Genomic DNA, 13472 nt, shown 5'->3' with positions numbered 1-13472 from the left:
ACGCGTTAAATGGCTCGATTTTTCATAGACAGGCCCATCTTCGCCTGGGTGATCGCGATCATCCTGATGATGGCGGGGGTGGCCTCCATCTTTTCCTTGCCGGTGGCGCAGTATCCGACCATCGCGCCGCCTTCCATCCAGATTAGCGCGAGCTACGCGGGCGCATCGGCCAAGACCGTCGAAGACACCGTGACGCAGGTGATCGAGCAGCAGATGAGCGGTCTCGACCATCTGCTGTACATGTCGTCGACGTCCGACGATTCGGGCGCGGCCACCATCACGCTGACCTTCGCGGCGGGCACCAATCCCGACATCGCGCAGGTGCAGGTGCAGAACAAGCTGCAACTCGCCACGCCGGTGCTGCCGACCGTCGTGCAGGAAGCGGGCATCAAGGTCACGAAGTCCAGCAACAGCTTCCTGATGGTGATGGCGTTCGTCTCGCAAGACGGCAGCATGGACCGCTACGACCTCTCGAACTACGTGGCGTCGCACATCGAGGATCCGCTGAGCCGCGTCGACGGCGTCGGCACGGTCACGCTGTTCGGCACGCAGTTCTCGATGCGCGTGTGGCTCAACGCCGACAAGCTCAACCAGTACGCGCTGACGCCGGTGGACGTGGAAACGGCCATCACGAACCAGAACGTGCAGGTGGCGGCCGGTTCGATCGGCGGCACGCCGTCCGTGAAGGGCCAGGCGATGCAGGCGACCATCACGGAAGCGTCCTTCCTTCGCACGCCCGAGGAGTTCGGCAACGTGCTGCTCAAGGTGAACCAGGACGGTTCGCAGGTGCGCCTGAAAGACGTGGCGCGCATCGAGCTGGGCGGCGAGAACTACAACTTCGACACCAAGTACAACGGCGCGCCCGCAGCGGGCTTCGGCATTCAGCTCGCGACCGGTGCGAACGCGCTGCAAACCGAGCAGCTGGTGCGCGCGAAGCTCGCGGAACTGTCGAAGAACTTCCCGCACGGCCTCATCGTGAAGTATCCGTACGACACCACGCCGTTCGTGCGTCTGTCGATCGAGGAAGTGGTCAAGACGCTGCTCGAAGGCATCGTGCTGGTGTTCCTCGTGATGTATCTGTTCCTGCAGAATCTGCGCGCCACGCTGATCCCGACGATCGCCGTGCCGGTGGTGCTGCTGGGCACGTTCGCGGTGATGTCGGCGGCGGGCTTCTCGATCAACACGCTCTCGATGTTCGGGCTCGTGCTCGCCATCGGTCTGCTGGTGGACGACGCGATCGTGGTGGTCGAAAACGTCGAGCGCGTGATGGCGGAAGAAGGTTTGCCGCCGAAGGAAGCCACGCGCAAGGCGATGGGCCAGATCACCGGCGCGCTCGTGGGCGTGGCGCTCGTGCTCTCGGCCGTGTTCGTGCCGGTGGCGTTCTCGGGCGGCTCGGTCGGCGCGATCTATCGTCAGTTCTCGCTGACGATCGTGGCCGCGATGGTGCTCTCGGTGCTCTGCGCGCTGATTCTCACGCCCGCCTTGTGCGCGACCATCCTCAAGCCGATTCCGCAGGGCCATCACGAAGCGAAGACGGGTTTCTTCGGCTGGTTCAACCGCAACTTCGACAAGAGCCGCGACAAGTATCACAGCGGCGTGCAGCATGTGATCCGCCGTTCGTCGCGCTGGTTCGTGATCTATCTGGGCGTGATCGTCGCGGTGGGCTTCCTGTTCGTGCGTCTGCCGAAGTCGTTCCTGCCCGATGAAGATCAGGGCACGATGTACGTGCAGGTGCAGACGCCGGCGGGCTCGACCCAGGAAATCACGGCGCGCTCGCTCAAGGCGGTCACCGACTATCTGCTGACCGACGAGAAGAACATCGTCGAGTCGGTGTTCACGGTGAACGGCTTCAACTTCGCGGGCCGCGGCCAGAACTCCGGCATGGTGTTCGTGCAGATGAAGGACTTCGACAAGCGCCGCGCGTCGAACGAGAAGGTGCAGGCGCTGGTGGGCCGCGTGTTCGCGCACTTCGCGGGCGACAAGGACGCGATGATCATCCCGATCAATCCGCCGTCGATTCCCGAACTCGGCACCGCGTCGGGATTCGACTTCGAACTGACCGACAACGCATCGCTCGGTCACGAGCAGCTGATGGCCGCGCGCAATCAGCTGCTCGGCATGGCGGCGAAGGATCCGTCGCTGGCGCTCGTGCGTCCGAACGGCCTGAACGATACGCCGCAGTACAAGGTCGATATCGATCGCGAGAAGGCTCAGGCGATGGGTGTCGCCGCCGCCGACATCGACGATACGTTCTCGATCGCGTGGGGCTCGAAGTACATCAACAACTTCCTCGACACCGACGGCCGGATCAAGCGCGTCTACGTGCAGGCCGACGGCCCGTTCCGCATGAACCCGGACGATCTGGGCAAGTGGTACGTGCGCGGCACGAGCGGCACGATGGTGCCGTTCACCTCGTTCGCCACGGGCAAGTGGACGTTCGGTTCGCCGAAGCTCGAACGCTACAACGGCATTTCGTCGCTCGAAATACAGGGCCAGGCGGCGGCAGGCAAGTCGACCGGCCAGGCGATGAGCGCGATGGAACAACTGGCGGCGAAACTGCCGGCGGGCATCGGCTATTCGTGGACGGGTCTGTCGTTCCAGGAACTGCAATCGGGCTCGCAGGCGCCGCTGCTCTACGCGATTTCGATCATCGTGGTGTTTCTGTGTCTCGCGGCGCTGTATGAAAGCTGGTCGATTCCGTTCGCGGTGATTCTGGTGGTGCCGCTCGGCGTGATCGGCGCACTGCTCGCGGTGACGCTACGCGGCCTCGAAAACGACGTGTTCTTCCAGGTGGGGCTGTTGACCACCGTGGGTCTGTCCGCGAAGAACGCCATTCTGATCGTCGAGTTCGCGCGCGAACTGCAGGAGCAGCAGGGCATGACCGCGGTGGCGGCGGCGATCGAAGCCGCGCGTCTGCGTCTGCGCCCGATCCTGATGACGTCGATGGCCTTCGTGCTCGGCGTGCTGCCGCTGTCGATCAGCAACGGCGCGGGCTCGGCGAGCCAGCACGCGATCGGCACCGGCGTGATCGGCGGCATGTTCACGGCCACGTTCCTCGCCATTTTCATGATTCCGATGTTCTATGTGGTCATTCGATCGAAATTCAGCCGCTCCGAAGACAACGCGCAGAGCGGCACCGATGCGGCCCACGGCACGCAGGAGAGCCACGATGAATAAGCTCTCGCTGACCGCGCTCGGCGTGGCGGCGGCGTTCCTGAGCGCCGCCTGCACGCTGGAGCCGCACTACACGCAACCCGCCGCGCCGGTGTCGGCGGCCTATCCCACGGGTCCGGCCTACGACAGCCAGCCGGGCGCCGACGCGCGCAGCGCGCAGGGTCATTCGGCCGCCGACATCGGCTGGCGCGACTTCTTCAAGGACCCGCGCCTGCAGAGGCTCATCGAGCTGGCGCTGCAGAACAACCGCGATCTGCGTGTCTCCGTGCTGAAGGTTGCGCAGGCGCGCGCGCAGTACCGCATCGAGCGCGCCAACCTGATGCCGACGGTCTCCGTGACCGGCACCGGCACGCGCACCCGCACGCCGGCCGACCTCTCGTACGTGGGCCGCGCGACGGTCGCGAGCGATTACGACGCGGCTGCGGGCGCGTCGTGGGAGCTCGACTTCTTCGGCAAGGTGCGCAGCCTCTCGAACGAGGCGCTGCACACCTATCTGTCGACGGCGCAGGCGCGCAAGGCGGCGGAGATCACGTTGGTCTCCGAAGTCGCCGATCAGTATCTGACGATGCTCGCCTACGACGACACGATGAAGGTCACGAAGCAGACGCTCGACGCCGCGCAGAAATCGTACGAGCTGACGAAGACGGAATTCGACACCGGCACCGGTTCGGAACTCGATCTGCGTGAAGCGGCGGGCGTGGTGCAGCAGGCGCATGCGAACTACGAGAGCGAAGTGCGTCTGCGCGCGCAGGCGGAAAACGCGCTCGTGCTGCTGGTGGGCGCGCCGTTGCCCGCCGATCTGCCCGAGGGTCTGCCGCTCGATTCGCAGGCGCTGCTCGCCGATATTCCGGCGGGCCTGCCCAGCGATCTGCTCACGCGTCGCCCCGACATTCTCGAAGCCGAGGAAACGCTCAAGGCCGCCAACGCCAACATCGGCGCGGCGCGTGCGGCGTTCTTCCCGAGCATCAGTTTGACGGGGCAGTTCGGCTACGCGAGCGCGAGCCTCGGCTCGCTGTTCAAGCCGGGCCAGCTTGCGTGGGATTTCGGGCCGACCATCACGATGCCGATTTTCGAAGGCGGCGCGAACAAGGCCAGCCTCGACGTGGCGAAGCTCGAAAAAGACGAGGACGTGGCGGCGTACGAGAAGGCGATTCAGACGGCGTTCCGCGAAGTGGCGGACGGGCTCGCCGCGCGCGGCACGTACGATACGCAGATCAGCGATCTGCGCGCGTACACCGAAAGCGAGCAGCGCCGTTACACGCTGTCCGATCTGCGTTATCGCAACGGCGTGGACAGCTACCTCTCTGTGCTGAGCGCGCAGACCGATCTGTATTCCGCGCAGCAATCGCTGATCAGCGCGAATCTGAGCCGACTCACGAATCTCGTGGATCTGTATCAGTATCTGGGCGGTGGCTGGATTGCGCAGACCGGCGACGCGCCGCGCAATGCCGACTCGGATCGCACGGCGATGGAAACGTCGAACGCGGCGTCTTCAGCGTCGGCGGCATCCGCGGCGACTGCGGTACGTTAACCCTCAGAAGCATCCGGGGCACGCAGGGCGTGCCGCCGCCAGGCGCCTGGCGACACGCCCACCAGCTTGAGGAACACGCGGCTCAGGTGACTCTGATCGGCGAAACCGCATTGCGCGGCGATCTCCGAGAGCGTCATGGCCGTGCGTTCGACGAGCCGGCGCGCCTGCTCGGTGCGCTGTTCGAGCAGCCACTGATGCGGCGTGCGTCCCGTCGATTTCGAAAACGCGCGGATGAAGTAGCCGCGCGACAGATTGCACTCGCGCGCGATGTCGGCAATCGACACGCCGTCGCGCGTGCGCTCCAGCAGCAGTTCTTTCGCACGAGCTTCGTTGAGCGCCGAGAGCGCGCCCTTGGCGCGTTCGTTCGTGGCGTTGAAGCCGCCATACTGGCGCGCGACGTGCGAGCCGATCGCCAGACCGACCTGTTCGATGAACACCGTGTTGATGTCGCCCGCGAGTTCCAGATTCGCGGCGAGCGCGCGGGCCAGATGGCCGAGCACCGCGTCCTTCTGGTGCGCGCCGCAGGTCAGGCCGCTGATGGCGGGCAAATTCTGCTCGTCGGCCAGCCGGTCGAGAAAAGGGCGTGACAATTCGACAAGCACGAAATCGAAATTGCCATACATATCCGCCTGATAATCTTCAGAAAAATCGCGGATATAGATCGAATCGGTATCGAAATGCCGGTCTAAAGCGCGTGCCCCCCGGAATATCTTCCGGCGATGGGCATTGCCTAATGAAATACCCGTCAAAAATCCGCGTTCGCTGGCCGGCATGGCAATGCGTTCGAGGTCCGGCTCCGCCATGCATTTGCGGTAGAACGCGATATCCCCGTTGTCGACATGGACATCGACTCGCAATTTACTGGCAACACAGCCCAGATTGTCTTTGGGCGCGGCCTTGACCGGCGCTGATATTGCTCGCGAAATCATGGACGGTGACCTCGTGCCGGATTCTCCGGATGAATTGAACGGCGCGGATCAAACACCGCTGTAACCGGTTCGACAGAATCGAGGTGACATTTATACCATCGGTCAGAAATAGCGGCAACGCGTGCCATGCCTTGTGCTTATCGACTGCAATGCGGCGTGAATGGCGCTTCCGGAATCGCTGAATGCCCGTCTGGCTGCGGATTGGACCCAATCCGGAAATGATTTGCACAATCGCCGGAGTCAGCAACTGCTGAAAATCGTCCGGCGCACTGGCCCCGGAATTCGACGCCCGGGCGGCTTCAAGCGGCTCCGGCGGCGCGTTGCGCCTCGCATGCCGCGAATTATTCTTCAAGACGGCTTTATTTCTAATCATTACACTTCGCCCCAGAAAATAGAGGGGGAAGTCGACGTTCAATGAGAGGAGGCGCGATATTGGGTTCGAAACCGGGCGGCAATGGCGTTTCGAATGACGGTGTTCAACCAGGTGCGTGTCGGGTCACGTGCGAGCACGCAAATATGTCCTGGAGATGACCATGATTCAAATTGGCACATTGCGGGTCAGTTTCGAGCAGCGCGAGATCCGTCGCGACGGAATCGTGATGCGCATTGGCGCGCGCGCGTTCGACGTGCTCGAAGTGCTGTATCGCGCGAACAATACGATGCTCTCGAAGGACGCGATCATGGACGCCGTGTGGCCCGGCGCGATCGTCGAGGAAAACCGCCTGCAGGTGCACGTGGCCGCGCTGCGCAAGCTGCTCGGCGCGGAACGCGACCTCATCAAGACCGTGGCGGGGCGCGGCTATGTGCTGGTCGTGCCGAACCAGTCGACGGCGTCGAACATGCCGAATGCGTCGAGCACGGCCGGTGCGGACGCAGGCGGTGCAGTGCGCGAGGCCGCGCCGCTGCCTTCGCTCGCGTCGCTGCGCGTCGTGCCGCTGATCGGCCGCGAAACCGAAATCGCACGCATCGTCGAGCAGTTCGAGCACGTGCCGGTGACCACGATCGTCGGCGCGGGCGGTATCGGCAAGACCTGTCTCGCGCGTCACGCCGCGCGCGAAATGCAGCGCCGCCAGGGCCGCGCCGTGTGCTTCGTCGAACTGAACAAGGCCAGTTCGCGCGAGACCGTGTTCGCCGCGCTCGCGGAGGCGCTCGATCTGCAAGGCGAGCCGGGCGTGTCGTGCGAGGACGCGATCTGCGAGGCTGTTGCAGCGTCGAATTGTCTGCTCGTGCTCGATAACGCCGAGCATGTGATCGATGTCGTGGCCGGTTTCGTCGATACCCTCGTCGCGCGCCATCATGGTGCGCGCCTGCTGGTGACGAGCCGCGAGCCGCTGCACATCTGGGCCGAATCCGTGCTGCGCCTCGAACCGCTTGCGGTGCCGGCCAACGGCGCATCCACCGAGGCGATCCTCGCGCATTCCGCGGTCGCGCTGTTTCTATGCCGCGCCCGCGCGCTCGCGCCCGACTGCGCGCGCGACGAGGCGAGCATCGCGCTCGTCGCCGAAATCTGCCGCCGCCTCGAAGGCCTGCCGCTCGCCATCGAACTGGCCGCCGCGCGCGTGGCCACGCTCGGCGTGGAAGGCGTGGCGTCGCGCCTCGACGACCGGCTCAATCTGCTGACGGGCGGATTGCGTTCGACCTTGCCGCGCCATCAGACCTTGCGCGCGACCTTCGAGTGGAGCTACATGCTGCTCGACGCCGCGTCGCGCATTCTGTTTCGCCGCTCAGGCTGCTTCGCGGGCGCGTTCACCTTCGAGGCGGTCTGCGCGGTGACGGCCGAGCCCGGCATGTCGATCGCGGTGATCGTGTCGAGTCTTTCCGAACTCGCGACCAAATCGCTGCTGAATGTGGAGTTTCGCGGCGCGATCGCGGTCTACCGGCTGACCGAAAGCACGCGCGCCTATGCGCTCGAAAAGCTGCGCGACGAAGGCGAATCGCAGATCATCGCCACGCGCCACGTGCGCTATATGCGCAAGCGCATCGAGGAGAGCGGGCCGTTCGTCGCGCAGACGGAGCACGAGGGCGCCGATGTGAGCACGCGTCTCTCGCTCGACGACGCGCGCAGCGCCTACGACTGGGCCTTCTCCGACGACGGCGACAAGGTGCTCGGCGTCGCGCTCGCGGGGGCGCTCGTCGGCACCTTGCTCAGCGCCTCGCGCGTGCAGGAATGCTGCCAGCGCGCGCAACGCGCGCTCGCGGTGCTCGACACGCTACCCGCGGGCTCCGTCGATGTCGTCTGCGAAATGAAGCTGTGCGCCGCTTACGCGACCTCGCTGCTGCACGTGGGCGACGACATGGGCCGCGCCGTCGCGCTGTGGGAACGCGTGCTGCGTCTCGCGCGCGCCGCCGACGACGCCGAATTTGCCGCCGACGCGCTCTGGGGTCTCTGGAACACCATGCAATCGAGCGGCGACATTCACACGTCGCTGCGTTACGCCACGCGTTTTCAGCACGCGAGCGCCGCTTGCGATTCGCCGTGGCGCCGCTGGCTGGCCGAACAGACACTCGCTATTTCGCTGCACTGTTGCGGCGAACACGACCAGGCGCGCGAACGGCTCGAACGCACGGTCGAAGCCTTCACGACGCTCGGCGCCACGGCGCCGTCGCGCGGCTGGCTCACGGTGTATCCGCTGATCTACGCGCGCGGCACACTCGCGCGCATCGCGCTGCTGCAATGCCAGCCCGCGAAAGCGATGCAGCTCGTGGAAAGCACGCTCGATCTGATTCACGGCGATGCACTGGAGCCCTCGCTGAGTCACGTGCTGGCCTGCGTGGCCGTGCCGATCGCGCTCGATTGCGGCGAGCGGCAGTTGGCCGCCAACTATCTGGCGCTGCTGCGCTCGCAGTCGGCTAGCCATCGGCTGGAGATCTGGCTCGACTACACCGAGTGTCTGGCGGCGAAGCGCGACATGCTCGCGGGTCATGCGGACGTCGCGCTCGAACGGCTGGAAAACGCGTTGCCGCGGCTTGCGTCGCGTGGTTTCCGGCGCGTGGTCACGCCGTTCGTCGTGCTGCACGCGCAGACGCTCGCGCACGCGGGTCGTTTCGAGGAAGCGCGCACGCGGCTCGACGAAGCGCTTGCGAGTGCGCGGGCGAATGGCGAGCGTTACTTCGCGCCCGAGTTGCAGCGCGCGCGCGGCTGGCTGGAATTGCGGCGCGCGGCGCAGCGCGGCACGCCGCCGGACGACGTGGCGCGGCGCGAGGAAGCGGGGCGGCGTCTGCTCGACGAGGCGATCTCGATGGCGCGTGCCGATGGCGCGCCGCTGTGGGCCTTGCGCGCCACGCTCGATCTCGCGACGTACGAATTCGACAAGGGCGAGACGGCGCGCGCGACAGCGTTGATCGACGGTCTGGAGGATTCGGCGTGGGATCGCACGTCGAATGCGCCCGATTTTCAGCGCCTTGCCGCGCTCAGGCAGACGCTGCAATCGGCACGCACGCAGCGCACGGAGCGGCTTGCGCCGCAGTGAACGCCGCACGCACGGCGCGGCGGGTTCTGCAAGGCAACTAGCGCTGGGCCGCCGCGTGCGGCTTGCCGATCAGCAGGAAATGCACGCATGCGATGAGCGGAAACACCAATGCCACGCACGCGACCAGCGTCCAGCCACCGCGTTCGTACAAGGGGCCCGCAAGCGCGGAACCGAACGCGCCGCCCACGAAAATGCTCGTCATATAGAGCGCATTGAGGCGATTGCGGCTCGCCGCGTGCAGCGCATAGATCTCGCGCTGGCCGAGCACCATGTTCATCTGCGCGGCAAAGTCGAGCGCGACGCCCGTCACCACCAGCCCGAACACGCCGAACGCCGGATGCACGAGCGCGGGCAGGAACGACAGCGTGCCGACGATCAGCGCTACCACGGTCGCGCGCACGGAATGCCCGGCGTCGGCGAGTCGTCCCGAGACGGGCGCCGAGGTCGCACCAATCGCACCGACGAGCGCGAACAGCGCGATGGCGGTCTGCGAGAGGCCGTAGTGGCGTGTGAGTTCGATCGGCACGGCGGTCCAGAACAGACTGAACGAGGCGAACATCAGCGCCTGATAGAGCGCACGATGACGCAGCACCGGCAGCGTGCGCACGAGCGTGATCAGCGAGCCGAGCAGGGCGAAGTACGTCGCGCGATGCTCGGGTTGACGGCGCGGAATCGTCAGCGCGAGCACGGCGGTCACGAGCGTCATCAGCATGGCCGCGCCTGCGAACACGGTGCGCCAGCCGAAGTGATCGGCGAGCACGCTCGACAGCGGCCGTGACAGCAGGATGCCGAGCAGCAAGCCGCCCATGATCGTGCCGACGATGCGTCCGCGCGCATGATCGGGCGCGAGATGCGCGGCGAGCGGAATCAGGATCTGCACCGCCACCGAACTGAATCCGATCAGCAGCGAGATCGCCAGAAACACGCCGGCCGACTGCGCGAGCGAGGCCGCGATGAGACTCGCGATCGACACCAGCGCGGTCACGATCATTAGACGGCGGTTTTCGAGCAGATCGCCGAGCGGCACGATGAAGAACAGGCCGAGCGCATAGCCGATCTGCGTGAGCGAGACGATCAGGCTCGCGGCGCCGCCCGTCATGTGCAGCGACGGCGCGATCAGTTCGATGATCGGCTGCGCGTAATAGAGATTCGCGACGATCGCGCCGCAACTGAATGCGAACAGCGCGATGAGTCCCTGAGTGAGGTGCACGGCGTGCGGCGTGCCGCCGTGCATGCGCGAAGGCGTGGACATGGGCGTTCCTTGAACGATGAATCGGTGCGACGAGCATAGGCGCGCCGTCGCGGCGGCGGAATGGGGCGGCGGCGCAATCCCGCGTTGCGTGGCGCGCAACGGCTTCGCGTCGTCAGCGCTCATGGTCGTTTCAGCGCTGGCATAATGCCCGCCATGGACAAGCTACTCGCCTTGAAGACCCTGCTCGAAGTGGCCGACGCCGCCGGTTTCGCCAAGGCGGCGCAACGTCTCGGCGTGGCGACCTCGTCGGTCACGCGTTTGATGGATGCGCTCGAACAGGACGTCGGCGCGGTGCTGCTCACGCGCACGCCGCGCCGTGTCAGCCTGACCGATGCGGGCGCGGCCTATGTCGAGCAGGTCGCCAAAGTGCTCGACGATCTCGCGGAAGCCGACGAAAGCGTGCTCGACAGCGGCGCGGAACCGGCGGGCATGCTGCGCATCGCGGTGCCGTCCACCTATAACCGCGTGGTGCTCGCGCCGCATCTGGCCGCGTTTCTCAGCGAACATCCGCGCATGGCGCTCGACGTGGTGGCCGCCGACCGCTATGTCGATCTCGCGCTGGAGCGCATCGATCTGGCGGTGCGCATCGGCGTGCCCGAAGCGAATCCGCAACTCGTCGTGAAGACGCTCGCCGATAATGCGCGGATCGTGGTGGCGAGCGCCGCCTATATCAAGCGCGAAGGCATGCCGGACGCGCCCGCCGATCTCGCCGGGCGCGACTGTCTGCGTGTGAATTATGGCGGCGGCTATCGCGCGCGCCAGGTCTGGACCTTCACGCGAGGCGAGACGCAGGAGGCGGTGAACGTGCGCGGCCGCCTCGTCTCGGACAGCATCGACATGCTGCTCGCCGCCGTGCACGCGGGGCACGGTTTCGCGCTGTTGCCCGCATGGCTCGTGCACGACGCGCTCGCGTCCGGTCAGCTCGTGCGCGCGTTCGAAGGCTGGCACGTGAGTCCGCAAGGCGGCGATGTGGTCGTGCACGCCGCATATCTGCCGAATCGGCGTCATTCGACCAAAGTACGCGCGCTGCTGCGTTTTCTCGAAGCGCGTCTGAACCCGCGCTGATCCGCTCGCGCCCGAGCGCACGATCGTTCAGGCGTTCATTTCCTTCTTCCCTTCGACGATGCATCGCGGCCTCGCCCCGGCCGCCGATGCCGCTCGCCCGTTGCCCGCGATCGAGTCAATCCGCATCTGAATTCAGGACTTTTCAGATCGCGCCAAGGACTTTGCAGGACCGTCTCCGTAATCTGCGCTCACGCATGCGGCGTCAACTTCATGACTTCTCGCCCGCCGCATTGCGCCTGATTCACACGCGCAACCTCATCGCCGCTGCACACGCAGCGATGCAACGACGGAGATCCAGCATGAACACGCAGCAAATCGACACGACCATTCCCTCGGCCTCGCGTCGCCGGATGCTTTCGGCCAGCGCGGGCATGGCCGGCGCCATGGCCGCCATGTCGAGCCTGTCCGCGAACGCGGCGACGACGGCAGGCGCCGCGCCCCACGCGCACGGCACCGGCCACCATCACGGCGGCAGCTACGTGAGCGCGAAGGACGGCACGCAGATCTACTTCAAGGACTGGGGCACGGGCACGCCGGTGGTGTTCTCGCACGGCTGGCCGCTGTGCGCCGACGCGTGGGACGCGCAGATGCTGTTCCTCGTGAACCAGGGCTATCGCGTGATCGCGCACGACCGCCGCGGCCATGGCCGCTCGGGTCAGCCGTCCGAGGGCAACGACATGGACACCTACGCCGACGACCTCGCCGCCGTGCTCGACGCACTCGACGTGAAGGGCGCGATGCTCGTGGGTCACTCGACGGGCGGCGGCGAAGTCGCGCATTACATCGGCCGTCACGGCGAAAAGCGCGTGGCGAAGGCCGTGCTGATCGGCGCGGTGCCGCCGCAAATGGTCAAGTCGCCGACCAACCCGAACGGCCTGCCGATGCAGGTGTTCGACAACATCCGCGCGGGCGTGGCCGCGAACCGCTCGCAGTTCTATCTGGATCTGGCGCAGCCGTTCTACGGCTTCAACCGTCCGAACGCGAAGGTCTCGCAAGGTCTCGTTCAGGAATTCTGGCGTCAGGGCATGGCCGGTTCGATCAAAGGCCAGTACGAGTGCATCAAGCAGTTCTCGGAAGTCGATTACACCGACGACCTGAAGAAGATCAGCGTGCCGACGCTGATCCTGCATGGCGACGACGACCAGATCGTGCCGATCGACGATTCGGCGAAGCTGTCGGCCAGGATCGTCAAGAACGCCACGCTGAAGATCTACGAAGGCGCACCGCACGGCATGTGCAGCACGCACGTCGACAAGGTCAACGCGGATCTGCTCGCCTTCCTGAAATCGTAAGCGATCCTGATCGAATTCAGGATATTTCAGCGCAACGACAAGGACGCGGCGACGCGCGAGCCCTAATCTCAACGTCGCCGACCCAACCTTTAAACGGAGCCTCTCATGGCAAAAGAACTGTTGACCCCCGACACCTGCGCACTCGCGCTGATCGACCACCAGCCGCAGATGTTCTTCGGCACGCACTCGCACGAGCGCACCACGGTGCTGCACAACGTGCAGATTCTCGCGAAGGCCGCGAAGCTCTTCAAGGTGCCGACGGTCCTCACGACCATCGCCGCCGACTCGTTCAGTGGCCATCTGCTGCCGGAAGTGCAGGCGGTGTTTCCGCAGCAAAAGCCCATCGACCGCACGTCGATGAATTCGTGGGAAGACGCGGGCTTCCGTGAAGCGATCAAGGCCACGGGCCGCAAGAAGATCGTGATCGCCGGCCTGTGGACCGAAGTCTGCGTGACCTTCCCGACGATCCAGATGCTCAACGAAGGCTTCGAGATCTACGTGCCGACCGACGCATGCGGCGACATCACGGAAGAAGCGCACGAGCGCGCCGTGCAGCGCATCGTCCAGGCGGGCGCGGTGCCGATGAACTCGCTGCAGTTCATGTGCGAACTGCAACGCGACTGGGCGCGCGGCGAGACCTACGAAGGCTGCATGGACATCTTCAAGGCGCACAGCGCGTACGGCATCGGCGTGCGTTACGCCAAGCAGATCCTCGGCGAGCACGCGAGCGAGGCGGGCTGAAGCTGAAGGGCTCGCGTT

9 protein-coding genes are annotated in these 13472 nt (G+C 65.5%); 6 read left to right on the top strand and 3 right to left on the bottom strand.

The annotated features are described in order from the left end of the window. Positions 1-9 precede the first annotated feature (9 nt). The gene (locus tag SB764_RS25670) at positions 10-3177 is read left to right on the top strand and encodes an efflux RND transporter permease subunit (protein ID WP_410865437.1); all 3168 of its coding nucleotides are present in this window, start codon (positions 10-12) and stop codon (positions 3175-3177) included. After that, positions 3170-4705, top strand: a complete 1536-nt coding sequence (locus tag SB764_RS25665) for an efflux transporter outer membrane subunit (protein WP_074985262.1) — start codon at positions 3170-3172, stop codon at positions 4703-4705. The genes SB764_RS25670 and SB764_RS25665 overlap by 8 nt, the downstream gene beginning before the upstream one ends. On the opposite strand, the gene SB764_RS25660 is transcribed toward SB764_RS25665, so the two are convergent. Next, positions 4702-5634, bottom strand: a complete 933-nt coding sequence (locus SB764_RS25660; RefSeq protein ID WP_065059689.1) for a helix-turn-helix domain-containing protein — start codon at positions 5632-5634, stop codon at positions 4702-4704. The genes SB764_RS25665 and SB764_RS25660 overlap by 4 nt on opposite strands. Continuing rightward, on the bottom strand, positions 5564-5986 hold the full coding sequence (locus SB764_RS25655) for a hypothetical protein (RefSeq protein WP_410865434.1): 423 nt from the start codon (positions 5984-5986) through the stop codon (positions 5564-5566). The genes SB764_RS25660 and SB764_RS25655 overlap by 71 nt, the downstream gene beginning before the upstream one ends. Positions 5987-6167: 181 nt before the next feature. Here SB764_RS25655 and SB764_RS25650 point away from each other — a divergent pair, with 181 nt between their 5' ends. After that, positions 6168-9104 carry a winged helix-turn-helix domain-containing protein gene (locus SB764_RS25650; protein ID WP_110327812.1) on the top strand — a complete coding sequence of 979 codons (2937 nt, stop codon included), beginning with the start codon at positions 6168-6170 and terminating at the stop codon, positions 9102-9104. Between the two features lie 37 nt (positions 9105-9141). On the opposite strand, the gene SB764_RS25645 is transcribed toward SB764_RS25650, so the two are convergent. Then, the gene (locus SB764_RS25645; protein WP_321892448.1) at positions 9142-10356 is read right to left on the bottom strand and encodes an MFS transporter; all 1215 of its coding nucleotides are present in this window, start codon (positions 10354-10356) and stop codon (positions 9142-9144) included. 153 nt (positions 10357-10509) lie between these two features. Here SB764_RS25645 and SB764_RS25640 point away from each other — a divergent pair, with 153 nt between their 5' ends. The 3 genes from SB764_RS25640 to SB764_RS25630 all read left to right on the top strand — a co-directional run bounded on the left by SB764_RS25640 (position 10510) and on the right by SB764_RS25630 (position 13454). Next, positions 10510-11421, top strand: coding sequence for a LysR family transcriptional regulator (locus SB764_RS25640; RefSeq protein ID WP_410865431.1), 912 nt, complete (start codon positions 10510-10512; stop codon positions 11419-11421). Positions 11422-11720: 299 nt separating this feature from the next. Continuing rightward, positions 11721-12713 (top strand): alpha/beta fold hydrolase, encoded by a 993-nt coding sequence (locus tag SB764_RS25635; protein ID WP_074985257.1) that lies wholly within the window; start codon positions 11721-11723, stop codon positions 12711-12713. Between the two features lie 105 nt (positions 12714-12818). Beyond that, positions 12819-13454, top strand: a complete 636-nt coding sequence (locus tag SB764_RS25630) for a hydrolase (protein WP_065059686.1) — start codon at positions 12819-12821, stop codon at positions 13452-13454. The last annotated feature ends 18 nt before the right edge of the window (positions 13455-13472 follow it).

The organism is Paraburkholderia sp. SIMBA_027, from assembly GCF_046535315.1.
GTDB classification, from domain to species: Bacteria; Pseudomonadota; Gammaproteobacteria; order Burkholderiales; family Burkholderiaceae; genus Paraburkholderia; species Paraburkholderia tropica.
Note: the sequence above shows the minus strand (reverse complement) of the source record. Positions and strands in the feature narration are given on the sequence as shown.

What these genes read in the sequence shown, in the direction of transcription:
- SB764_RS25670 (WP_410865437.1), top strand. Translation starts at nt 10, where the DNA reads ATGGCTCGATTTTTCATAGACAGGCCCATCTTCGCCTGGGTGATCGCG.
- SB764_RS25665 (WP_074985262.1), top strand. Translation starts at nt 3,170, where the DNA reads ATGAATAAGCTCTCGCTGACCGCGCTCGGCGTGGCGGCGGCGTTCCTG.
- SB764_RS25660 (WP_065059689.1), bottom strand. Translation starts at nt 5,634, where the DNA reads ATGATTTCGCGAGCAATATCAGCGCCGGTCAAGGCCGCGCCCAAAGAC.
- SB764_RS25650 (WP_110327812.1), top strand. Translation starts at nt 6,168, where the DNA reads ATGATTCAAATTGGCACATTGCGGGTCAGTTTCGAGCAGCGCGAGATC.
- SB764_RS25645 (WP_321892448.1), bottom strand. Translation starts at nt 10,356, where the DNA reads ATGTCCACGCCTTCGCGCATGCACGGCGGCACGCCGCACGCCGTGCAC.
- SB764_RS25640 (WP_410865431.1), top strand. Translation starts at nt 10,510, where the DNA reads ATGGACAAGCTACTCGCCTTGAAGACCCTGCTCGAAGTGGCCGACGCC.
- SB764_RS25635 (WP_074985257.1), top strand. Translation starts at nt 11,721, where the DNA reads ATGAACACGCAGCAAATCGACACGACCATTCCCTCGGCCTCGCGTCGC.
- SB764_RS25630 (WP_065059686.1), top strand. Translation starts at nt 12,819, where the DNA reads ATGGCAAAAGAACTGTTGACCCCCGACACCTGCGCACTCGCGCTGATC.